This is a genomic window from Enterovibrio gelatinilyticus (assembly GCF_028683095.1).
In the GTDB taxonomy this organism is placed as follows: Bacteria; Pseudomonadota; Gammaproteobacteria; order Enterobacterales; family Vibrionaceae; genus Enterovibrio; species Enterovibrio gelatinilyticus.
Genome location: NZ_JAJUBC010000037.1, coordinates 12,157 through 35,650 on the forward strand (window position 1 = coordinate 12,157; position 23,494 = coordinate 35,650).

Annotated in this window: 19 protein-coding genes; 3 read left to right on the forward strand and 16 right to left on the reverse strand. The window is 47.7% G+C overall.

Annotated elements, in window-relative coordinates; translation table 11 throughout:
* Positions 1-152 precede the first annotated feature (152 nt).
* Positions 153-785, forward strand: a complete 633-nt coding sequence (gene crp / locus LRP50_RS22560) for a cAMP-activated global transcriptional regulator CRP (protein WP_002535199.1) — start codon at positions 153-155, stop codon at positions 783-785.
* Positions 786-966: 181 nt separating this feature from the next.
* Positions 967-1,164 (forward strand): hypothetical protein, encoded by a 198-nt coding sequence (locus LRP50_RS22565; protein ID WP_274166674.1) that lies wholly within the window; start codon positions 967-969, stop codon positions 1,162-1,164.
* Between the two features lie 117 nt (positions 1,165-1,281).
* Here LRP50_RS22565 and LRP50_RS22570 read toward each other — a convergent pair whose 3' ends face one another.
* The 11 genes from LRP50_RS22570 to rpe form a co-directional block, all read right to left on the reverse strand.
* Entirely contained in the window at positions 1,282-2,076 is a 795-nt protein-coding gene (locus LRP50_RS22570; protein ID WP_274166675.1) for a DUF1338 domain-containing protein, read from the reverse strand.
* A gap of 41 nt (positions 2,077-2,117) precedes the next feature.
* Positions 2,118-3,575, reverse strand: coding sequence for a succinylglutamate-semialdehyde dehydrogenase (gene astD, locus LRP50_RS22575; RefSeq protein WP_274166676.1), 1,458 nt, complete (start codon positions 3,573-3,575; stop codon positions 2,118-2,120).
* A 9-nt stretch (positions 3,576-3,584) separates the two neighbouring features.
* On the reverse strand, positions 3,585-4,601 hold the full coding sequence (gene astA, locus LRP50_RS22580) for an arginine N-succinyltransferase (RefSeq protein WP_274166677.1): 1,017 nt from the start codon (positions 4,599-4,601) through the stop codon (positions 3,585-3,587).
* 44 nt (positions 4,602-4,645) lie between these two features.
* Complete coding sequence (locus tag LRP50_RS22585) at positions 4,646-5,863, reverse strand: aspartate aminotransferase family protein (protein WP_274166678.1); 1,218 nt, start codon at positions 5,861-5,863, stop codon at positions 4,646-4,648.
* Positions 5,864-6,183: 320 nt separating this feature from the next.
* Complete coding sequence (locus tag LRP50_RS22590; protein WP_274166679.1) at positions 6,184-6,768, reverse strand: aminodeoxychorismate/anthranilate synthase component II; 585 nt, start codon at positions 6,766-6,768, stop codon at positions 6,184-6,186.
* A 91-nt stretch (positions 6,769-6,859) separates the two neighbouring features.
* Positions 6,860-7,828 carry a response regulator gene (locus tag LRP50_RS22595; RefSeq protein WP_274166680.1) on the reverse strand — a complete coding sequence of 323 codons (969 nt, stop codon included), beginning with the start codon at positions 7,826-7,828 and terminating at the stop codon, positions 6,860-6,862.
* On the reverse strand, positions 7,818-11,150 hold the full coding sequence (locus tag LRP50_RS22600; protein ID WP_274166681.1) for a PAS domain S-box protein: 3,333 nt from the start codon (positions 11,148-11,150) through the stop codon (positions 7,818-7,820). The genes LRP50_RS22595 and LRP50_RS22600 overlap by 11 nt, the downstream gene beginning before the upstream one ends.
* A gap of 190 nt (positions 11,151-11,340) precedes the next feature.
* On the reverse strand, positions 11,341-14,160 hold the full coding sequence (locus tag LRP50_RS22605; protein WP_274166682.1) for an ExeM/NucH family extracellular endonuclease: 2,820 nt from the start codon (positions 14,158-14,160) through the stop codon (positions 11,341-11,343).
* 247 nt (positions 14,161-14,407) lie between these two features.
* Positions 14,408-15,424: a tryptophan--tRNA ligase gene (gene trpS / locus LRP50_RS22610; RefSeq protein WP_274166683.1), complete on the reverse strand. Its 1,017-nt coding sequence runs from the start codon at positions 15,422-15,424 to the stop codon at positions 14,408-14,410.
* Positions 15,425-15,507: 83 nt separating this feature from the next.
* Positions 15,508-16,206, reverse strand: coding sequence for a phosphoglycolate phosphatase (locus tag LRP50_RS22615; protein ID WP_274166684.1), 699 nt, complete (start codon positions 16,204-16,206; stop codon positions 15,508-15,510).
* Between the two features lie 3 nt (positions 16,207-16,209).
* Positions 16,210-16,884, reverse strand: coding sequence for a ribulose-phosphate 3-epimerase (rpe, locus tag LRP50_RS22620; protein ID WP_274166685.1), 675 nt, complete (start codon positions 16,882-16,884; stop codon positions 16,210-16,212).
* A 176-nt stretch (positions 16,885-17,060) separates the two neighbouring features.
* On the opposite strand from rpe, the gene LRP50_RS22625 reads away from it, so the two are divergent.
* Positions 17,061-17,273: a DUF2970 domain-containing protein gene (locus LRP50_RS22625; protein WP_274166686.1), complete on the forward strand. Its 213-nt coding sequence runs from the start codon at positions 17,061-17,063 to the stop codon at positions 17,271-17,273.
* A gap of 41 nt (positions 17,274-17,314) precedes the next feature.
* On the opposite strand, the gene LRP50_RS22630 is transcribed toward LRP50_RS22625, so the two are convergent.
* The 5 genes from LRP50_RS22630 to LRP50_RS22650 form a co-directional block, all read right to left on the reverse strand.
* Positions 17,315-18,148, reverse strand: a complete 834-nt coding sequence (locus tag LRP50_RS22630; protein WP_274166687.1) for a Dam family site-specific DNA-(adenine-N6)-methyltransferase — start codon at positions 18,146-18,148, stop codon at positions 17,315-17,317.
* A 104-nt stretch (positions 18,149-18,252) separates the two neighbouring features.
* On the reverse strand, positions 18,253-19,794 hold the full coding sequence (locus tag LRP50_RS22635) for an AAA family ATPase (protein WP_337992929.1): 1,542 nt from the start codon (positions 19,792-19,794) through the stop codon (positions 18,253-18,255).
* Positions 19,795-19,824: 30 nt separating this feature from the next.
* Positions 19,825-20,901: a 3-dehydroquinate synthase gene (aroB, locus tag LRP50_RS22640; RefSeq protein WP_274166689.1), complete on the reverse strand. Its 1,077-nt coding sequence runs from the start codon at positions 20,899-20,901 to the stop codon at positions 19,825-19,827.
* Between the two features lie 18 nt (positions 20,902-20,919).
* Entirely contained in the window at positions 20,920-21,438 is a 519-nt protein-coding gene (gene aroK / locus LRP50_RS22645) for a shikimate kinase AroK (protein ID WP_028025902.1), read from the reverse strand.
* 284 nt (positions 21,439-21,722) lie between these two features.
* Entirely contained in the window at positions 21,723-23,444 is a 1,722-nt protein-coding gene (locus tag LRP50_RS22650; RefSeq protein WP_274166706.1) for a type IV pilus secretin PilQ, read from the reverse strand.
* Between the last annotated feature and the right edge of the window lie 50 nt (positions 23,445-23,494).

The window sequence follows — 23,494 nt, forward strand, 5'->3', positions numbered from 1 at the left end:
GAAATCGTGCTGGAAAAAGGATAAACTCAATGACTCAAACAGAGAGCTTGTAGCCTGACGGTTGACACTTTATGCTATCCGACGGACTTGTGCCGCAGGACGGTGGGCTAAGGAAGACTCATCAGGCAACAACTGCAGAGGAAATGAGAGATATGGTTCCAGGAAAACCTCAAACAGACCCAACACTAGAGTGGTTCCTTTCACACTGCCACATTCATAAGTACCCTTCTAAAAGTACGCTGATCCATGCTGGTGAGAAAGCAGAAACGCTGTACTACATCGTGAAAGGTTCTGTGGCTGTACTGATCAAGGATGAAGAAGGCAAAGAGATGATCCTTTCTTACCTCAACCAGGGCGACTTCATTGGCGAACTGGGCCTATTCGAGGAAGATCAGGAGCGTACAGCTTGGGTTCGCGCTAAATCTCCATGCGAAGTCGCTGAAATCTCATTCAAGAAGTTCCGTCAGCTGATTCAAGTGAATCCAGACATTCTAATGCGCCTTTCTTCTCAAATGGCTCGTCGCCTACAAGTGACTAGCCAGAAAGTAGGTGACTTGGCATTCCTAGATGTGACAGGTCGTATCGCGCAAACATTGCTGAACTTGGCGAAACAACCAGATGCAATGACTCACCCAGACGGTATGCAAATTAAGATTACCCGTCAGGAAATCGGTCAAATCGTGGGTTGTTCACGTGAAACCGTTGGTCGTATTCTGAAAATGCTTGAAGAGCAGAACCTAATTTCTGCACACGGTAAAACTATCGTGGTATACGGCACTCGCTAAACCGTTTTGCTTTGAAGTGAAAGCCACCTCTTTAGGTGGCTTTTTTGTTTCCGCGTGTTTTTTGTTTCTGCGTGATAGTTGTCACACGAATTTCATCACAGAGTTCCCAATTTGGTGCTAAGTTTCAGTGCAAGGTGTGTATGAATATACGTGCACAATATGGACAAGCTGGAGTCCCGATATGGACATGGAACGTCATGCGTTTGGAAGCAACCCTCCCCCATCAACCATCGGACCGTGGGGGCAAGCAAGCACTGAATTGACAGGTTTTACTGGAATGTCTCACTACCAACTACAACGCATGCTTGGTGATGATGAGCGACGCTCTACGCCGCCCACTCATACGGAATGGCCATCCCATTCAACCGATCATCCATAGAAGCTGGGTATTGAAGCTCGGTCTTGTTACGTCATTTTTCAGCAGCGATAGTGACAGTCGCTAAGAATCTAGTGACCGTGACTCAGTGCACTCTCGCCACCTAGCGATGGTGATGTTCTATTGGTCAGTGCTTTCAAAAATCTTATCGGCAGACGCCTCGACAAAACCTTGATACAGAGAACCATCAGGCAAAGGATAACGCTTCGCGAATTCATAAAACCCTCCTGAAACCTGCCTCTCACCATCACTAAATTTCACTGTCACCTTGTCAGCCATGGTGGCTGATTGCTCCAAGCGCACTTCAGGGTCGCCTTTTACTTCACCACCAGATTCATTAATAGCAAAGCCTGACTGACGCAGCACTTGGTTGACATCCGCCACTTCGTCGAGTGAACTCAACTGGTTCACACTCACCGTAAAATGGTTGGCACCAAAGCCATGTGCGGATAACCAACCTGCATACTCGCTTTCACCAGAAAGTAATTCATAGGTTGCCGTATCAATATCCCATAGGCGTCCACCGTACAAAAACGCAGGATCGTTAAGTGCTGCGTCATCGACTTGTTCGACCAAGGCTCGAACGGCTTGTTGCAATTCGAAAGAGCACTGCCCAACCAAGAGCTCACTAATAAACACCTTAGGGGCCTCAGGATTAGGATGTTCAAAATGGCGCGCGAACAGCTTTTTAGCCTTAAAATGGTACTCCCCTTTAGGGACATAACCGATAGCGATAAACGGCGCAGCCAAGCGATCAAGTCCTACCTTGGGAAGCGCAAACGTGCGTAGCGCGATATGATCGTTGAGAAGAGGTGTTCCTTCCTCCAACAACCCATGTACTTTCGCTGCCGACGGGCACAACCGTTGCGTGTAGTCTTTCCACAGTCCATCAAATAAAGCCTGTACGCGTTCCATCACATCCTCCTACATTGCGTGTTCTTGTTTGACCTTCGTCGCTACAGCGACAGTCCTGGGCTCAGTTGTGCGGGCATAGAAACATCATCGCCTTCCATTGATGCCATCGGATACGCACAGTAATCCGCTGCATAGTAAGCACTCGGACGTAAATTTCCTGAAGCGCCTGGCCCGCCAAATGGTGCATCGCCACTGGCACCCGTCAATTGGCGGTTTCGATTTACGATACCGGCGCGAATATGATCTAAGAAATATTCCCATTCGCTATCGTCGGTAGAGATGAGTCCCGCAGACAGTCCGTAACGCGTGTCATTGGCCAACATGACGGCTTGCTCAAGCGATTCATAACGCACCACTTGAAGCAGTGGGCCGAAGTATTCTTCATCAGGTAATTGTGCAATCGCCGTGGCTTCTATGATGCCTGGCGATACCACGGCATCATGCAGTAGTTCCGCCTTCAGCAGCGGCACACCGCCAAGTGACTCTAGGTTAGCCTGCGCAGCTAAAATGCCCTCAGCGGCGCGTACAGAGATTTGTGCGCCCATGAAAGATGCGGGTTCGTCAAACTGACCGCCAACTTTGATGTTCTTGGTCATCTCAACAAGGCGCGACAACAGCGCGTCTCCTCGTTCACCTTTGGGCACATACAGGCGACGTGCACATGTACAGCGCTGTCCTGCACTAATAAAGGCCGATTGAATAATGGTGTATGCCGTCGCATCCAGTTCGCCATAATGCTCGGAAATCACCATTGGGTTATTGCCGCCCATTTCTAATGCCAGCATCTTACCGGGCTCACCTGCAAATTGACGGTGAAGAATATGGCCAGTATTCGCGCTTCCGGTAAAGAGTAAGCCATCAATGCCTTTTGATTGCGCCAAAGCTTCACCGGTTTCACGACCACCCTGTACCATATTGATCACACCTGCTGGTAAGCCTGCGTCAATCCACAGCTTCATGGTTTCTTCGGCGGTTTTAGGTGTCAGATCAGACGGTTTAAAGACGACGGTGTTACCCGCTAACAGCGCAGGGACAATATGTCCGTTTGGCAAATGCCCTGGGAAATTATATGGCCCGAATACCGCCATCACACCCAGCGGACGATGACGCAATACTGCCTGCGTTCCCGCCACATCTTTGCTGCGTTCACCCGTACGTTCTTGATACGCTCGCAGTGAAAGCGCAATTTTACCCACCATGGCAGCGGCTTCAGTGCGCGTTTCCCAAAGCGGTTTACCTGTCTCTTCCGCAATCACTTGCGCAATGTGCTCGCTGTTCGCTTTGATTGCATCAGCAAATCGTTCGACCAGAGCCTGACGCTCAGCCAACGACGTATGCTTCCACGTCATAAAGGCATTTCGCGCCGCGCTCACAGCAGATCCAACCTGATCAGGCGTAGCTGCTCGTCCTTGCCAAATCGATTCGCTATTAAACGGGTTTAGCGATTCAAACGTGTCACCTTTGCCTTCGACTGGCTGGTTATCAATCCATTGTGTCATTATTTACTCCTACACAGACACGAGTCGCACCATGTCACCGTTACTCACGTTGAGCGCGTCGGCAACGGCTTGACTGATCAATGCTTCATTTCGTTCTTCGTCAACGCCAATCTTGGCCGATGTGGCACGGAAGTTTTGGAAGTCGCTGTTACAAATCAGGTAATCCTGCGCACTGCTGTGCTCCGCTACTTTGACCCTTGCGGTAAACGAGCGACGAATTGAATCAATATTCTGAAGCAAGCACTCCACGGTAGGACCCGCGTCGAAAATGTCGACGTAGCCACGGCAGGTAAAACCTTCTTTTTCAAGCAAACGTAACGCTGGGCGCGTTTTCTCATGCACTTGCCCAATCACCTCACGCGCTTCATCACTGAGCAAATTCACGTAAATCGGAAGCTTAGGCATCAAATCCGCAATAAAGCCTTTTTGGCCAATACCTGTTAAGTAATCTGCGAGGGTAAAGTCAATCGAGAAAAAGTGTTCTTTGAGCCATTTCCAGAACGGCGAGTTTCCGTCCTCATCAGACACGCCACGCATCTCAGCGAAAATAATGTCCGAGAACTTTTCAGGAAACTGCGCCAGCATCAAGAATCGACATTTAGACAGCAATTTACCATTGAGCCCACCACGAAATTCAGGTCGCAAAAACAGGGTGCAGATTTCGGTCGCACCTGTGTAATTGTTTCCGAATGTCAGCACTTCAACCACGTTATGCACGTTGAGTCGGCGAGAGTGATGCACCACTTTGCTGATGTGATAACTATAAAAAGGATTATCCAGCCCGATGGCAGCTTCTATGCCCGTCGTCCCAGCAATTTCACCGGTTTCCGTATCTTCCGCTACCATGAGATAGCCTTCAGTGCCCGGTGCTTGTGCGTTACGGGAGAAACTATCGACCGAGTGATCGATACGGCCTTGGATCAATTCATCATTGACCGGCAGTGACGTAAAACCGTGTCCCGATTCTTCGGCACACAGCATCAACGCATCAAAATCTGATTCCCTGATGGGACGAATTACCAGCATCTTACTTCCTCCTGATGCAGTGGATGGTCAAAACCACGCAGCAATTAAGCCGCTGTCAGTTTTGCCAGTGCACGATCCAAGCGCGCCATACCTTCTTCGAATTCTTCTTTCGTGATAACCAGTGATGGCGTCATACGCACTACGTTGGTTCCAGCCACCAGCAGAAGTAAGCCTTCATCGCCTGCTGCTAGCAAAACGTCACGTGCGCGTCCCTGCCATTTTTCATTCAATGCAGCACCCACCAAAAGGCCTTTGCCACGAATTTCGCTAAACATATTGTATTTGTCATTCAGTGCTTTGAGGCCATCACGGAACCAGCCTTCACGCTCTTGCACACCAGCCAGTACTTCTGGCTTGCTGACTTCTTCAACCACAGCCTCAGCCACGGCACATGCCAATGGGTTGCCCCCATAGGTTGAGCCATGCGTGCCAACTTTCATGTGTGCCGCAAGTGCTTCAGTCGTCAACATGGCACCAATTGGGAAACCACCGCCAAGAGATTTAGCGGTACTCAGAATGTCTGGAACGACACCTGTTGGCTCATACGCATAGAATGTGCCGGTACGGCCGTTACCGGTTTGGACTTCATCGAAAATCAGCAATGCATTGTGCTTATCACACAACTCTCGTACGCCTTGCAAAAATGCAGCGTCCGCAGACACAATGCCACCTTCACCTTGAAGTGGCTCCATCATAATGGCACAGGTTTTGTCCGACATTGCCGAAGCGAGTGCGTCAAGATCGTTGTAAGGAAGATGGGTAACATTGCCCGGTTTCGGGCCAAAGCCATCCGAGTAAGCAGCCTGCCCACCGACCGTCACCGTAAAGAACGTACGACCATGGAAACCTTGTGCGAAGGCAATGATTTCGCTCTTCTCTGGGCCGTGAACGTCAACTGCCCAACGACGTGCGAGTTTTAGTGCCGCTTCGTTGGCTTCAGCCCCTGAGTTAGCAAAAAACACACGCTCAGCAAAGCTCACTTCTGTTAGTTTCTTCGCCAAACGCAGAGCGGGGGCGTTGGTCATCACATTGCTCAGATGCCACAGCTTGTCGGCTTGCTCTTTCAGCGCATTCACCATCACGGGGTGACAATGGCCAAGACAGCTCACTGCTATCCCACCCGCGAAATCAATATACTCACGATCGTCTTGATCCCAGATACGAGAACCTTGGCCTCTATCAGGGATCATTGTCATAGGTGCATAACATGGCACCATTACTTCATCGAACAATTTACGTTCTACTTTATGTCCGGCTGTCATCGCTCATATCCTTCTGTCGATTCTGCTATAAGCATAGTATTTACATTTCATTAACCATATCAATAGCAGAAAATATCAAACCCTTAGGGTGTAAAGATGGGGAAATTCATCACAATGTCATAGTTATGCGCAATTGCGCCGAAATGATTAATACCACGACAGGTAAGAGTGTCTTTCCTCATGGGAAACAAAGAGACAGAGAGAGTATCGGAGTGAATAAGGTTTCACTGTTAACAGGCCGAAAACAGTGGGATTAAAATGTAAAATTGGTGATACAGATCGTCTTCACCCCACACGTCAGTGGCGATGAACAGGAAGAATTAGTCGCAAGATGAGGAAAGAAAGTTCGCCAGTAACTGATGGCCTTGCTCGGTCAAAATACTTTCCGGGTGAAATTGAACGCCTTCCAATGCGAGCGTTTTATGGCGAATCCCCATGATTTCATCAAACTCATCATCACGCTGTGTCCAAGCGGTGATCTCAAAACAATCAGGGAGGGATGCCGTCTCAACCACAAGTGAATGGTAGCGAGTCACCGTGAGCGGATTGTTCAACCCTTCAAACACGCCGAGATTATTATGCATGACGGGACTGGTTTTACCGTGCATCACTTGCCTTGCGCGTATGACCTTAGCGCCAAATACTTGTGCCATGGCTTGATGCCCGAGACACACGCCGAGTATTGGCAGTTTTCCCGAGAAGTATTCGATAGCATTGAGAGAGATACCTGCGTCATCAGGGGTGCATGGCCCAGGAGAAATGACAAGATGACTCGGTGCCATTGCATCGATATCAGCAAGTGTGATCGCGTCGTTGCGATGCACTTCTACCTCGACACCCAATTGACAAAAATACTGATACAGGTTGTAAGTAAAAGAGTCGTAATTATCAATGATTAACAGCACAGTTGATCCCGCCAAAGCCTTTCCGCACTTCGTCAGCGGAACTGGGCGCAAATGCTACCACAGGCATCTGCGCACTGCATCAGCTGCAACGCTAGAACTCATTGATAGGAAGAATAGGCGTTGGCCATGGCGTAGAAAGCCAAAGTGCATAATGTTTAATGAGCATATCACTCTGCGTGTCGAGGATATGGATAAGTCTAGGGTCCACCAAGGTGCCCGCCTGCTGCGAAATAGCCTGAAGCGCTCCAAGCACTCGCTGCTCAACGCTGCCTTCCTGCCGTTCGATTTCTGCATCCAACAACTCAGCAGCACTGACAACACGGCACTCTTCGGGGATTTTCTCCCCTTCAATTTCAGGAAAACCGGCACCGTCCCAACGTGTGTTTTTATAAGTCAGTAGCGTAACCGACAAACACGCAAACCCTTTGGTGGCCTCCGAAAGAAGTAACATGCTTCGGCTTTCTGCAGATGTGTTATTGCCCCCATCATCCCAAAGCTCACCAATGGCACATAACGGATACGCCAATGAAATGTCTTCCGCTTTTGATTTCGTGAGCCCATATTGCAAGGCTAACCACTCGCACAATTGCGCTATTCGAGGCGCCGAAATCTCCACTAAGTTATTATGAAGCGCTGCCACAGCGGCAATTTGATTCATGACCAATTGGTAGTTTTCGCGCATGTTTTTCGCTCGGGATTCCCCGAGCAAATTCGCGACACGACTTCTGACCAATTCAGGGGAAACGGGTTTAATCAAAAAATCAGCAGCTCCACTTTTAAGCCCTTCCACCTCGCTCTGATATTCATCCAGTGCCGAAACTATCACCACAGGAATATGGCAAACCGTCCGTTCACTTTTTAGCTGGCGACACACTTCATAGCCGTTCATACCCGGCATCATAATATCGAGCAAGATTAAGTCGGGCTTTTGTTGCATCGTGAGTTCTATCGCACGCTCTCCACTTTTGGCAAAAATGAGCGTGTATTGGTCTTGCAATATTGTTCTCATGACGTGCAGGTTGCTGGGTTCATCATCAACAACAAGAATTTTATATGCCATAACTTTGGACTCCATTGCGCTGCGAGTTTGGCATCTTATCCATCATGGTTAAGATCAAACTGTATGCCTCATCAAGTTCAAAACTTTCTATCGACGCGACAAACTTTGAAAGTAGTGAAGGCGCGACAAAGCTGGCCATCGTGGGGACGAGCTCTTTATATAACGTGTCGTCAAATTGACCTTCTGACAACTTACTAATAAACACTTCGGTTTTACGAGCAAACGCTTCTTGCGATAGTTTGACTAACGCTAGGTCGCTGTCTAATTCATCAGAACGTATTCCAAGATAGGCCAGAGCCATGTCAAATGTGTTAGTCATGCAGGCCTCCAGCCCATCGAGTTTGGATTCAGCTTTTGCAATGTCTCCACCCTCTATGTAAGAAAGCAATCGTGTCATGTCTTGTTCAAGCCGCTGAAATCCTATGTGATGAGCACCATCAATGGCTTCAGAGAGCAATCGTTCTACTGCTTCGGGTTGCTCGCTTAAAATCTCTCTCACATGAAGCGAAAGACCAAAATAGTTAGTCCGGTATTCTGCTACGACACCTAACAAAATCTCTGATGTTGGCCAGTGCTGGAATGCCCATGCATCATTGAAGTATTCCCTCTCTTTTTCCTGATGTGCCAAGTTGATAGTTGTGACATTTTCATCGGCACAACCACAGCACTGCTTCAATACTTCTAGTACGGCATCACTGAAAAATGGTTTTTCAATCACACCATCAAAACCATTCTTGGCCCATTCTTCATCAGGTGTTGGATCAACGGACAGTTTCATCGCAATGACCCTCAGCGAATCTGACCCACTTTGCTCAGACCATTGGCGCAACGTTTCAGGAGAGGGATAACGTTGCTCATCCAAATACGCATCGAATAAGACAACATCCACCTGCTGCGTTTTAATCACGTCTTCTGCCGCCTCAATGTCCGTGAAGGTCAACACTTTCACACCTTGGCGCAACAGCATGTCTCTCAATTCTTGTTGGTTTCGTTGCACATCATCAATCACTAACACTTCTAATGGTGGCAGTGCGTAGCGAACAGTTTCACCGCTAAGCTGAGCGCTGTGTTGAGCCAAAATGATCGGTAAGTCGGCATAGACCACAGAACCATGTATGGATTCGCCATCAAACCATAAACTGCCATTCATCAGCTCAATAAGCTGTGTCACTAAAGTGGCAGATAAGGTTTGGCCTGATTTTTCCGCATCTGCAGTCAACGCTTTATCGTTTTCAAAGGAGTAACTCGCCACCGCAAAACGCACCATATCGCCTGTCGGGAGGACGTGAAGCGCGACGTTACCTTTGTCGGTTTTCGTTAACGCACTTCGCATCATGTTTTGGAGTAACTGCTTAATGCGGCGAGAATCACCCACGTAATGCTCTCTGAGATGGTGGCTGTAATGAAGAGACACCTGCAACTCTCGGGCTTGTACCGTTTCTCTAGCAATAAACTCTATTTGACGGCAAAGCTGAACTAACGAGAAATCATTGATGTCGAGCGGCAAAGATTGGCTTTCTAGTTTCGAGGTATCAAGAATGTCATTGATGAGCTTCAATAAGCTGTTACCCGATTCTCGGATGACTTCCAAATGATGACGATGAATGGGATTATTTTGTTCGTCGATCAACACTTCCGTTAACCCCAATATCGAGTTCATTGGAGAACGAAACTCATAACTCATGTTTGCCAGAAATGAAGCTTTCGACTGTGATGCCTTATCTGCTAAGCGTATTTTCTCTTCGATCTCTTTTTCTTCTTCTCGCTTGTCGGTAATGTCGACAATGATGCCGTCAATCCACGCACTGCCATCCTCGGCACGATAACTATGACCAATTTCCCAAAACCATTTTTCCTCGTCGTCTCGGCTCATGAACCGATACTCACAGTCATATTTTCCGTTCCGCCTTGATGCGACTTCCCTCGTTTTACGATAATTCGCAGTATCTTCAACGTGAATCCTATCAACAAAGTGAGAAACGCCATTCTCACCAGTCAGTATGGATGCGCTATACCCCGTCATCGACTTCGCGGCTTCGCTGATATACACCATATGACGCGTCGCACCAGTCATTTCTCGAAAGGCCATACACGGGAGATTGGCCACTAAGGATCGGTATTGTTTTGCATTCTCTCTCAACGCCCACGCAAGGTGTCGCTGCTCTGAGATGTCAGAAATAATGCCAACAAAACAATGTTCATCGCCCTTCTGCTGATATCCAATGGCCAACCTCACTGGAAACACAGAACCATCTTTGTGCTTTGCCATCACCTCACGGACACTATTCACTACCCCTGACTCTCGATTATCGAGAAAATTATGAATGTACATGTCGTGTCGATGCTGATGCTCATCAGTAACCAAGATACGGATGTTTTTACCCACAGCGTCTGATGCATACCAGCCAAACACTTTTTCTGCTGCAGGGTTAAAGAAGGTAATCTTGCCTTTGCTATCGATAGAAATAACCGCTTCGGTTGCTGTCTCTAGAATTGAATCTAGCTTTTCCTCTCTCTGCCCGAGTCGAATCGCTTGCGCTTTTACGCTGAAGTAAGCATTCGCCAACAGGCTAAACAACAATACAAAGCTGACAATAAATGTCAGGATCATCAAAACATCCCGCACCTCATAGGGACGCAAGTCAATGCGGTTGGGCTGCGAAGACAGTGAAATCGCTTCGCACGAGAGTATTGCGCATAGGAGCAACGCCAGCGCAAAACACAAACCACTGGTTAACGCCCCAGAGATATCCCGTTCCTGCGTCACGCTCCTCTGTTTGGAAAAACGTGACCACAATGCAAACGTGATTAACGCTCCCCCTACCGCCGAAGCCATGGTGAAAACAGCCATATCAAAATGTGCAATCGCGACACCATTAATACCGGCATACACCAAGATATTTTGCACAACCATTGACACAGATAGCATCCCTGCGGCCATGAATATTTTAATCGGTGGATTCGATTGATAAGCAACCAGCCTCAATGCAACCAAATTAAAATAGAAAGTGATAACCGTTGGCATAGCAAACATGGCAGGCAAAAAGCCTTCATTTTGAAACGATGACACCGATAGCACGGTCGCAATGGGCATCAGTGCCATGCCTACAGTCAACGCAACCGCATTCACTAAAATTGGGGAAAATTGAAACAGAGAGGATCTTTTTTCCTGCAAAGGCCTATGCAAGAAAGCAAACGTCACCGTCGCGAACGTTGCCACCGATGCTGTCAGCAATACCCACGGCCCTGTGAAGCTGTGTGGCAAAGGCTGAAACGTCACGGAAGGCAGGAAAAATAATGACAATGATTCAATAATTGACATGCATGCTACCGATTTAACTCAAAGTGATACGCAGGGATCTTGCTCAATAAAGAGATTTTCACCTCTTTAATGAGACACCTATAAGCGTAGTCAAGAATCGGCAAGCGTCGTCAAGAATTGGCGTGCAACCCTTTAAAAGATGGATGAAAAAAAGGCTCCCGAAGGAGCCTATTGTTTGGCAAAGATGCTGTTACTTAATATTGCAGCTAAAGCGACGGAACACCGCCTTGGTTTTCTCGTCAAGCGTGGCTTGGCCACATGGGATATCAATGAATCCCCACAGGCGCATGCCTAGCGAGACTGAATCACCAAAGCCAATCCCTTGATCAGCGAGGAATTGACTATCTTGGTTGTACTTACGATTACTTTTCCAACGTAACCAAGGGCGTGATGAATCCACTTGTCCATTGATCGTAGGTTGCACCCAGAAAAAGCTCTTGTTCTTAAATCTCAGAGTGAACTTCTGCGGTGCTACTGCATACTGCAGGCTAATCACAACGGGGTCGTGGTCGGACGAAGAATAGGCGTTATCTGATTTAACCAAATCGCCAGTGAAACGTCCGGAGTACTCAAATAATGAACTCTCTACCGAGTTAATGTGCCAATCTTCAACCCCTGTGACTTTCTCCACCACACTGGCATTACCAACAGCATGATCTAAGCTGCCCAGTTCACCATCAAAGGTGTAAGAGAACGCATCATCACCAAGCGCATACATTGCCAAATTCACGTAGCCAAAACCATCTCCAACTTCTCGCGCAACGTCGTCGAGCGTGACGCCAGCAATGGATGTCCCCGCAGCGGTTACAATCTTGCGTTCGGCACTCGCTGAATCGTAGTCAGTAAAGACACGCATCGGATCTTCTCGCCCGTAGGCATTAAAATCACCCAATGCAATCACATCACCTTGAATGTCGCTGAGCGCATTGCCCAGTGTTTCTGCCGCAGAAACACGGAATTCATTACAGCGACCTTGAAGATCGGCAGGGTCGTCACTGAACTCACCCGCAATCCAGTCTTCATAGCAACCTGAGCCTTTCGATTTGAAATGGCTCACCGCCACAGAAAGTGTTTCACCTTCAACCACATTGAACGTTTGTAGCAAGCTATCACGTTGGAACTTGTCCAATTGACGCGTTTCGCCATCAGGATTTTCACCCGAAATATGCTGTTCAGGCATACGTACAACCACTGCATCACCCGATAGAGACACAACTGCATCACGGTAAATCACGGCAACTTGAATGGCATCCCCTCCTAGGAATGCTCCTTCAGTCAGATCGGCAGCAGCAGGAGTAATATACGAATAATGCTCCGCTTCATCGGCAAAGCGACTGTTTAATTCCGCCACCAAATTAGCCAATGCGCCCGTATCCGCAAATCCGTTATTTTCGATTTCCATCAAGCCAACAATATCCGCATCCATTGCGGTCAGTGCATTCACGATTTTTGCTTGTTGCAACGCAAATTCCGCCGCGTCTTTCGTGCCACGGTTACAACCACGAGATGCATCCGCATCTGCTTGGTCATCACACGTCACATTCAGAGCACCACCAATCGCACTGGCGCTGGTGAAATAGTTCAGTACGTTAAAGCTAGCGACTTTCAGGTTGGTGTTATCAAATGTTTGTGGTGCAGCCGTTCTGTCTTGCTCACGCACAAAGTCTCCTGCAGTGAGCTCATTCGTTACCACCAGACGGTAATCACTAAAGCTATAGCCCAACACACCTTCCAGATTAGTGACCGTATCTCCGACCCGGATATAACCTTGCTCGGCATCTAGTCCAGGGAAGTAAGGGACAACGCCATCTGGCGCTTTTTCATCTGACTCTATAAACAGTTGGTTGGCATCGTTCGCCGCCGCCAAATCTGCTGCTTCTTGTGAGCCAGCAATATGAAGCTGCGTTGGCTTGAATAATGGTGCTTCATGGGACAACACCATATTGTTTCTGAACGCATCAAAGTCAAAGCCGAAGTTACGTGTCACTACCATCTCGCTGGTTTGCGTCAAACGTACCTTCATCCCTTCATGACGCTCCAGTGCATCATCAAGAGACTCGCCCTCGCTGACCGCAAGTTCGGTCGCTGCCAATTCGCCAACTGTCTCGATGACTTCCCACTTATCGCCTGATGCATCAAGCTCGGTGAGATTGAAGAATTCTTTAACTTTGCCTCCAGCACATACCTGCATTCCGGGCTCGATGTCGGTTGGCGCTTGGCCTGTAAACACAAATAAACCATCAGACGTGGCTGAATCTCCGTCACCATTGGCATCTTGAATCCAAAAGCCCTTGTACAAGCTCGTCGTGACCGCAGTAACGACACCGGACACAAAGTAGCTATCTTCACTTTCAAAGCTGCCATCAGGTACTAGAGGACTGCGCGCACCACTGCCTTGTACCGCATAGGTTGGCGTCAAGGTCTCGTCATCACATGTGAAGGTATTTCCTCCCCCACCTCCGCCGCCATCACAAGCATCAAGGCCGCTGCACCCCAATCCATCAAAGGTATCTTGTGCGTATGATTGCCATTCAATCGACGAATCAAACGCCGTCGTGATATCGGTGCGACCAGTGCTGCCATCTTGACGGCGCAGCGTCGTATTCACCGCATAGTTCGAACCCAGTGCGAGTTCGCCTAAGCTATCAATAATGTTATCGCCATCATCGACCAAAGCCACAACATCATTGCCGTTAAATCCTAAGGAACCCGTAGTGATCTGACTGACATCTGTAATATCTGCAGAAGCGCTACTGTGTCCAACAACGAAGCTGTCACCCGCCGCCAATGAACCCGATAACGCAATGGTCGATGAGAAAGTGGTGTTACTGTTGAACGCGAGTTTAAGCGACCAGTTATCAAGGTTTACCGCAGAGGCACCGAGGTTGGAAATTTCAATTGCCTTATTATTTGATGAACCTTCGACATACTCGGTTATCAATACGTCTGCGCTGGCAGGCAAAGCCACACTTAATGCGAGAGCTAGGGAGCTCCATGTTGAGATCTTCATTTGCTGTCCTTTTTTGCGTGCGAAGTCATAAACACAACAAATGATTTAACAGCCTGAGATTTCATTTGCGTGATGAAAACCGCAGATCGCCGAAAGAAGGAAGGGCGTTTGTTCGGGAAATTGGATATTGATGCAAGCTTCAACACAAAACGAAATCGTTAAGTTCGTCGCAAGTTAAGGGATATTGGCGAGACTAGAAACAAAAAAAGCAGCGCGAACGCTGCTTTTTGGTATTCAACGGTGCACGTTAAGGGCGAGTCACAAAACCCACGGCTTCGTACACTTTCTTCAAGGTAACGGCTGCACGCTCAGAGGCTTTTTCTGCACCCGCTTTCATCACTTGATCCAAGTAAGCACGATCTTGACGGAATTCTGCATAACGCTGCTGAACAGGCTCAAGCATAGCGACAACGGCCTCTGCGGTGTCCGTCTTCAAATGACCATACATTTTGTCGGCGTAGTCTGCTTCAATCTCAGCAAACGTTTTGCCCGTTGCAACGGACATCAAACCCATTAAGTTCGCCACACCCGGCTTATTTTGAATATCAAAAAGAACGCGTGGTGGCTCTTCTGAGTCAGTCATTGCACGTTTAATTTTCTTCGCAATAGCTTTCGGATCTTCAAGCAGGCCAATCACATTATTGCGGTTATCATCAGACTTCGACATTTTCTTCGTCGGATCTTGAAGACTCATTACTCGTGCACCCACTTGTGGGATATACGGTTCTGGCACACTGAATACGTCGCCGTACACGTTGTTGAAACGAGTTGCGACATCACGCGCCAGTTCCAAGTGTTGCTTCTGGTCATTACCCACAGGCACTTGATTGGCTTGATACAGAAGAATGTCTGCTGCCATCAATACTGGGTATCCGAACAAGCCGGCGTTAATGTTTTCTGCGTGACGTGCTGATTTGTCTTTGAACTGGGTCATGCGGTTAAGCTCACCCATTTGTGTATAGCAGTTCAGCACCCAACCCAATTGTGCGTGTTCAGGCACATGCGATTGAATGAACAGGTTACTTTTTTCAGGACTCACGCCTACCGCTAGGCATAAAGCGAGAGAGTCCAGTGTTGCTTCACGCAGCTTTTCTGCTTCCTGACGAACAGTGATCGCATGCAAGTCTACGATGCAGTACTGGCAATCGAAGTCATCTTGCATTTGTTCCCACTGACGCAAAGCTCCGATGTAGTTGCCGATACTAAGTTCACCGGAAGGTTGAACACCGCTAAGTACAATGGGTTTGGTCGAAGGATTACTCATGTTCTTTCTGTTCCTGTCAGTCAATTCAGCCAGCGTGACCACACGCTGGCTGTCTGTTCGAGAAAATTCTAATCGTTTTTAATTTACGCTGTTTTTTCGGTGCTGAGAACCGTTAAAAGCTGATTGAAGTGTTCAGCAACAAACTCTGGAGCGCTGTCGCTGATAGGCTCTCCATAGTTGTACCCGTAAGTCAGGCCAACCGAGGCAAATCCTGCATTTTTTGCGGCAAGAATATCGTTTTTAGAATCACCGACCATCAGCATTTGGTCGTTGCTTAGACCATGCTTATCACGAAGACTAAACAAACCTTCAGGATCTGGCTTGTTGGTTGGCAAAGAGTCCCCACCAATCACATCGGTAAAACAATGCGCGAGATCCAAGTCAGCCAGAATTTCTGGCACAAATTGATACGGCTTGTTAGTGACAATACCTAGTGTGTAGCCTGCGGCTAGCAAAGCACTCAGGGTTTCTCTTACGCCTGGGTAAACGATGGTTTTACCATGCCCATTGTTGGCATAGTGAAAATCAAAACGTTCGCGCACTTGGCGATAAAGAGATTCATCGATGTCCGGACGAATTGTCACACTTTGGCTAAGTGCGCGCTTGAGCATAATCTCAGCGCCGTTACCAATCCAATTACGCACTTCGTCGTCAGTCACTGTATACAGATTAACATCTGCCAATGCCATACGAATGCCTTCAGCCAAATCTGGCACGCTATCTACCAAGGTGCCATCTAGATCAAACGCGATGTATTTGATCGATTCAAAAGTTACCGTCACGAATTATTTTCCTACTTTACTCAGTTCAGCTCGCATTTCGTCGACCACGGCTTTGTAGTCTGGCTGACTGAAGATAGCGGAGCCCGCCACAAACATATCCGCACCCGCTTCTGCAATTTCACGGATATTATCGACTTTTACGCCACCATCAATTTCAAGACGGATATCACGACCGCTTTCATCAATACGACGACGTACTTCACGCAGTTTTTTTAGCGTTTCGGGAATAAATGACTGACCACCAAAGCCAGGGTTTACCGACATCAGTAAGATTAAGTCCACCTTGTCCATGATGTGGTCTAGGTGATGCAATGGCGTCGCAGGGTTAAATACCACGCCTGCTTGGCAGCCATGCTCTTTGATCAGCTGCAAGCTGCGGTCAACATGATCACTCGCTTCCACGTGGAAGGTAATCATGCTCGCGCCAGCCTTCGCAAAATCAGGAATAATGCGATCTACCGGTTTCACCATCAGATGAACGTCGATCGGCGCAGTAATGCCATAGTCACGAAGAGCTTTACAGATAGGTGCACCAAACGTGAGGTTTGGTACATAGTGATTGTCCATGACATCGAAATGCACCACATCAGCACCCGCTGCCAGAACTCTTTCGACGTCTTCACCTAAACGTGCGAAATCCGCCGAAAGAATCGACGGCGCAATCAGAAAATCCTTCATTCTATAGCCTCACTAAGCCCAAAAGTCGGCGCAATTCTACCCGATCCAAGGCCGTCTGTCTTATCAGATCCTCTGATTGATACCATAACGTGTTCGTTTTATAGATGGTGCAAGTGATGCCAGTACAAATGGGCTAAGCTGGTGTCAGAACAATCAGATACTACAAGAGAGCCATCATGCACGACACAGATCGACAACCCGAAAAAGTCGGGATTTGGGAAGTAGTGAAAAGTGTTTTTGCCGCCATGTTTGGCGTGCAATCAGACAAAAATCGACAACGAGATTTCAAGCAAGCCAGTATGGCGCCCTATCTATTGGTCGGTATTTTATTTGTCGTGATCTTTGTGTTGGGATTGATTGGCGTGGTGGCGTTAATCACGCCAAATTAAACGATACCCCAGCGATTTGAAGATGCTCAGGTATCCTCAGACTACGGTGATTCCGGACTTTCGCATGCAAATAGCGCCAGCAACTCATTCACTTTGTTTCTGCCACTGCCATTGCGACTGATCGTCCGCTTGACTCTTACCACGTTGAGGTGTGCACCATGGTATAGACTGCGCGTCAACGGTGTATCGTGGTTTGAAACCAGCACAGGAACACTCTTATCCATCGCAGCTTTTCGGGCTAAATCGCCAAGAATCGCTTGGTCATCGAGACTAAATCCGCCACTCGAATAGGTGGTGAAGTTCGCCGTTGACGAAAGCGGTGCATAAGGAGGATCGCAATAAATCACACTGCCACGGCGCGCACTCTTAAAACTTTGCTCATAACCTTCACATACAAACGTCGCCTTTTTGGATTTCTCTGAGAAAAACTCCAGTTCGGCCTGAGGGAAATAAGGTTTCTTGTAAGAGCCAAATGGCACATTGAAGCCACCTTTTTTATTGTAACGGCAAAGGCCATTAAAACCATGGCGGTTCATGTACAAGAAGTAAAGCGAACGCAAATACGGGTCAGTGGTGGCGTTAAACTCTTCGCGAATAGAAAGGTAAGCTTCTTTTTGATTGTACTCTTGCGTAAACAAGGTTCGCACATCATCAATATAGCGATGCGGCTCTTGTTTGAGCAGATTATAAAGATTAATCAAATCTGGATTAATGTCAGCAAGACGGTATTGTTCGAAGTCGGTATTCAAAAACACCGAACCCGCGCCAACGAATGGCTCAATCAGCTTTTTGCCTTCTGGCAAATGTTTGCGGATATCGTCAACCAGAGAGTATTTACCCCCAGCCCACTTAAGAAAGGCGCGATGCTTTTTCATTAATGTGTATCCACTACCACAGATGCTCGAAAGGTGGCGGATTGTATCTCATTTTTAACCATCAATCAGCGTAATTTCGCACCTGACGTGACGCTCAAGTGCGGTTAATTAACCAGTCCTATCTCTTTATGAATCTGCGTGAAGGATTTCGCCCACGGATTTAAGCCTCGAACATCGGCAGATAAAGCCAATTCAGCACGTCGTGCTTCAGCCACCGTTGGGTAGTCGCCGAGCAACACCATGTACCAAGACTCACCATTTCGACGAGTTTCGTAAACCAAAGCTCTACCTTGCAGAGCGTATTGATCCAAAAACTCGCTAACGGCAGTCTTTGATTGCAATGCTGCAAGCTGCAACGCATAACGCGCTTTCGGGACGGTCAGTAGTAACTGGTTAGCCATAGGAACGTCAGTCGCAACAGGCTTATCTTGTGTCGATGCTTGCGTCGTTGGCTGGGTTGTAGATGGCTTATTTACAGCTGTAACAACGTCCTGTGATACCACTGCATCCGTCATTGTAGGGGGCGTTTCTGCAGACTCAGACATTGGCACGCTTTCAGGTTGAGCCAATTCAGGGATCAACGGTTCAGCCACAGCATTGGTTCCATCACCACCGATTTGTTGATCATCCATGATGGCGTCAACCACATTATCTGGCACCACAATACGACGGTCTTGGTCACGACGACCAACCGTCATACCTTCAACGACTAAGGTATCAGGCAAAGCCATAGTGTCATCAAGCACCACTGAAGAGTCTTTTAGCTCGCCCGACATCGATGCATCACCGTTTGTCTGTGCCGCTATTTCTTGCTCTTTTTCTTCCAAAATATCAGCGAGAGCCTTCACACCATCTGGCATGTCTACCACTTCTTCTTGATGAGTTTGAGGCATCATTGACCACCACACAATACCACCACCGATGGCCAGTAAAAGCAGTACTAAAATGAGTAACGGTAATGGGGAGCGGCGTTTTTTCTCTTCCATTAAGGAGGTCTCCTGCTGTTCCAGCCCTCGTAAAGCGCCGGGTAACGAAGGCAATGATGCTGCTTTTTGCTTTAGCGCTCTGCGCTGAGAAGCATCCAGTTGACGGCTAACCATCATCACTTCAATGAACATTTCGCGTTCATTGTCAGCCAAAGGGCTGACTTCTAGTTCGAGTGGTTTAACACCCTGACCATAAGATACTTTATGTAGCCACTTATTTAGTTTCCCTTTGAGACTAAACAGTAACACATTGATTTGCCAACCATCGCGTTGTTGTGATTCGGTCACTAGTGCCCACAATTCAGCAATGATGTTGGCACTCAAACGCTGCGCATCATCAATGACAACCAGCGCATGAACACTTCGACCTTCGAGCATATATTCGAGGCTTTGTAACATCGAATCTTGTTCATTGAAAACACCGTCTCGGACGATCTGACGCAAAATAATGGCGCGGTGCTGCGCATCTTGCTGGCTAGGATTGCAGATAAGAAGGGATTGAGTAGGCTCATTGGCCCAATTCTCGAGGTAGCGTTCGCTTAGCCACGTCTTGCCTGCACCGGGTTCACCGGTGACTTGGACTAGGTTAGAACTGAATCGAGTAAGAAACTGTATTCTCGACAACAACTGGATTTGGCTATCTAAATCCAGTGCGATCATGTCTTGGGAGCCTGTCATATACAAACCCGCTTAGTGTGTCTTTATGACCTCAGCAAGCGTCTCGGGAGTCACGTTTGCAACTACTTCAGCGGTGCCAATAGACGTTGGCAGCACAAAGCGAAGTTGCCCTGAAAGCACTTTTTTGTCGCGTTTCATGTGCTTAATAAAGGCATCATAGTCCATGCTGGCAGGTGCTTTCACGGGGAGATTCGATTTTTCTAGCAAGGAAGTGATACGGCTAACATCTTCCTGCGAGAGCAATTGTTGATACTGAGCCGTTTTAGCTGCCATCACAGTACCTGCGGAAACCGCTTCACCATGTAGCCAGTTGCCATAGCCCATTTCTGCTTCAATCGCATGACCAAAAGTATGGCCAAGATTGAGCAAAGCACGAACACCAGACTCTTTTTCATCTTCAGCGACGACGTCAGCTTTGATTTGACAGCAACGTTTAATGGCATAAACCAAAGCTGCGGAGTCTAGCTGATTCAGCGCTGAATAGTTGTCATCCAACCATGTAAAGAATGCGCTGTCAGCAATAATGCCGTATTTGATAACTTCTGCCATACCTGCTGCGAACTCACGGGCAGGTAGCGTTTGCATAACATCAATATCAATTACGACCGCTTTAGGTTGGTAAAACGCGCCGATCATGTTTTTGCCAAGAGGGTGGTTTACCGCGGTTTTCCCCCCCACAGAGGAGTCCACTTGCGACAACAAAGTGGTAGGCACTTGAATAAAGTCCACACCACGCTGATAACAAGCAGCCGCAAAACCTACAAGATCACCAATCACACCGCCGCCAAGGGCGACAATCAATACATCACGAGCGTAGTTACCCTCGAGTAAAAACGTATTGATGGTATTAAATGTGTCGAGTGTTTTGTATTGCTCACCATCAGGGAGGGTAAGCAAAGCTGGTGTACCACCAGCTTTTTCCAAGGTATTCAGGAGACGATCCGCATACAGCGGAGCAATGGTATCGTTTGTGATAACCACCACTTGACGACCTTTGGCATCAGAAAAGAAGGTGGGATCGGAAAGCAATCCTTCACCAATCGATATGGGGTAACTTCTGTCGCCTAGGTTTACGTCGATCCTTTCCATGGAATACCTTTTTCGTGCTTAGTGATTTTCCAATAGTTCGATGATTTGATTTGCCACAACTTTGGCACTTTGATCATCAGTACGAACTACGTAATCAGCAATTTCTTCGTAAAGAGGGTTACGCTCTTGTGCCAACGCTTCCAGCACTTCACGAGGCTGATCGGTTTGCAACAATGGACGTTTCTTGTCACGTTGAGTTCGTGCCAACTGCTTTTCGATAGTGGTTTCAAGATACACAACGATGCCACGAGCGGACAGACGGTTACGGCTCTCTTTACTCAAGATTGAACCACCACCGGTCGCCAGTACGATACCTTGCTTTTCAGTCAGGTCGTTGATGACGTTCTCTTCGCGAACACGGAACCCCTCTTCACCTTCAACATCAAACACCCATGCGATATCAGCACCAGTGCGCTCTTCAATCACGGTGTCCGAGTCAAAAAATTCCATGTGTAGTTGTTGTGCTAGGTGTCGACCAATTGTGCTTTTGCCAGCCCCCATTGGACCTACAAGAAAGATATTTCGTTTTTCAGCCATTTTAAGCAATATACGCGCGGTTAATGAAAACAACACCGCCCGCAGGCTCGCTACTTGAAAGCCCGAGGCGCCAATTTCCTCACAGATAATTCGTGATCAGACCAAAAATTATCTCAGGTCAACTAGCCCTTTGGCAACTTAAAATACGCCTTTATGGCAGTTTAAATTTACGGGCACGGCATGTTTATCGAGGAAACAGGCTGAAACAAGCACTTGGTGCTCACTTCAGCCCGTGTAGGATATTTGTTACCACAAGCACCTATAACACAATGAGTTAAATCACTTTATTGCGCCATAATCCTTGGTGTAACAAAGATAAGAAGCTCTCGTTTGCCCATGGTTTCATAATTTCGGCGGAACAATTGACCAATCCCAGGAATGTCGCCAAGCAATGGGATTTTATCGACACCTTCCATCATTTCATGTTGATAAATACCCCCTAGCACGACCGTTTCACCGTCATTAACGAGAACTTGAGTGCCAATACGCTGAGTATTAATCGCCATTGCTTCACCCGTACCGGCTTTAACTGTACCAGCAGGCTTGTCTTGGGTGACCTGCAAATCCAACACCAGTTTATTATCTGGCGTGATTTGAGGGGTTACAGAAAGGCTCAATACCGCCTTCTTAAACGACACAGCAGCTGCACCACTGGAGGATGCCTCGAGATAAGGTAATTCGGTACCCTGTTCAATATAGGCCGCAGTTTTATTGGTGGTAAGTAGACGTGGCGAAGAAATAATTTCGGCGCGTGACTCTGCTTGCAAAGCCGATAGTTCAAGATCCAGCAGCAAATCTTTACCGAGGTTCGCCACCTGAAACGCAATACTGGCTGCGTTCGGGCTGACAGCCCCTAGATTCACGTTCAAGAAGTCATCGATATTATTTTGTGATGGCGTTGAGCCTCCACCACCCGTAATAAAATCTCCACTGTCTCTATCTGAAATGAAATTGTTGTCCCACCCTACGTTGCTCTCAATTGAGCCGCCAGTGGTGAAACTTCCGTTAGTGTTGGCAACACCCCAACGCACACCTATCTCTTCAAGTGTCCCCTCATCCACTGTCACAATACGCGCTTCGATTTCAACCTGATCGACAGGAATATCTAATGAAGCGATCAGCGATTTCACCACATCGATATTGTCTGCGAGATCACGGATCACCAAGGCGTTAGTTCGAGGGTCAACCGCAATACTGCCACGCTCAGTAAGCAAGCTGATGCCTTCATCTTCCCCACCATCAAGCATATCTTTCAGATCGACAGCATTGGCATATTTTATGTGCAACACTTCTGAACGCAGCGATGCTAATTCTCTTTCGTTACGGCGCTTCTCCAACACCAAGCGCTCTTGCTCATCCAACTCTGCTTTGGGAGCCACCAGCAAGATATTGCCCATCTGACGCTTGTCTAAGCCTTTCACATTCAAGATGGTATCAAGCGCTTTTTGCCAAGGCACATCATCGAGCCTCAAGGTCAACGTGCCGTTGACCGAATCCGACACAACAAGGTTAAATCCGTTGTGCTCTGCCACCATCTGCAAGACAGAACGCACTGAAATGTCTTGGAAATTGATAGAGATATTGGCGTTCTTCTTGGCTTTTTTGTCTTTGTTAGATTGGCTCTTCGGCAACGATGAAAACGGGAACACTTCCACTGTCAGTACATTGTCGGTTTGATAATAGTCGTAACCAAAGTACCCAGAAGTTGTCAAAGTGACTTGGGTATCATCATCGACGGCTTGTACATCGAGAGACTTTGCCGTTGTGTCAATCTGATCGAGACTTCGTGAACCAATCAGATTGTCTTCAACCTGTGTCGCTTTGGCGTTGATAACTAGTGCTTTGTCTTCTTTGCCAAAATTCGTTACCACGGACTTTTCGGCAAAAGTAAGAACGATAAGTGTTTTACCGCTTTCCCCTTTTGAAAACTCGACGTTTTGCAGCTGGTTGCTTGCGAACACCAGTGGTGTCACAAGCAAACATATCGCAGCGAGAGCCCAATGCATCCCTCTGCGCATTTTGCCTTGGCATCCTTCCCTCAGGCTTTTCATTGTTT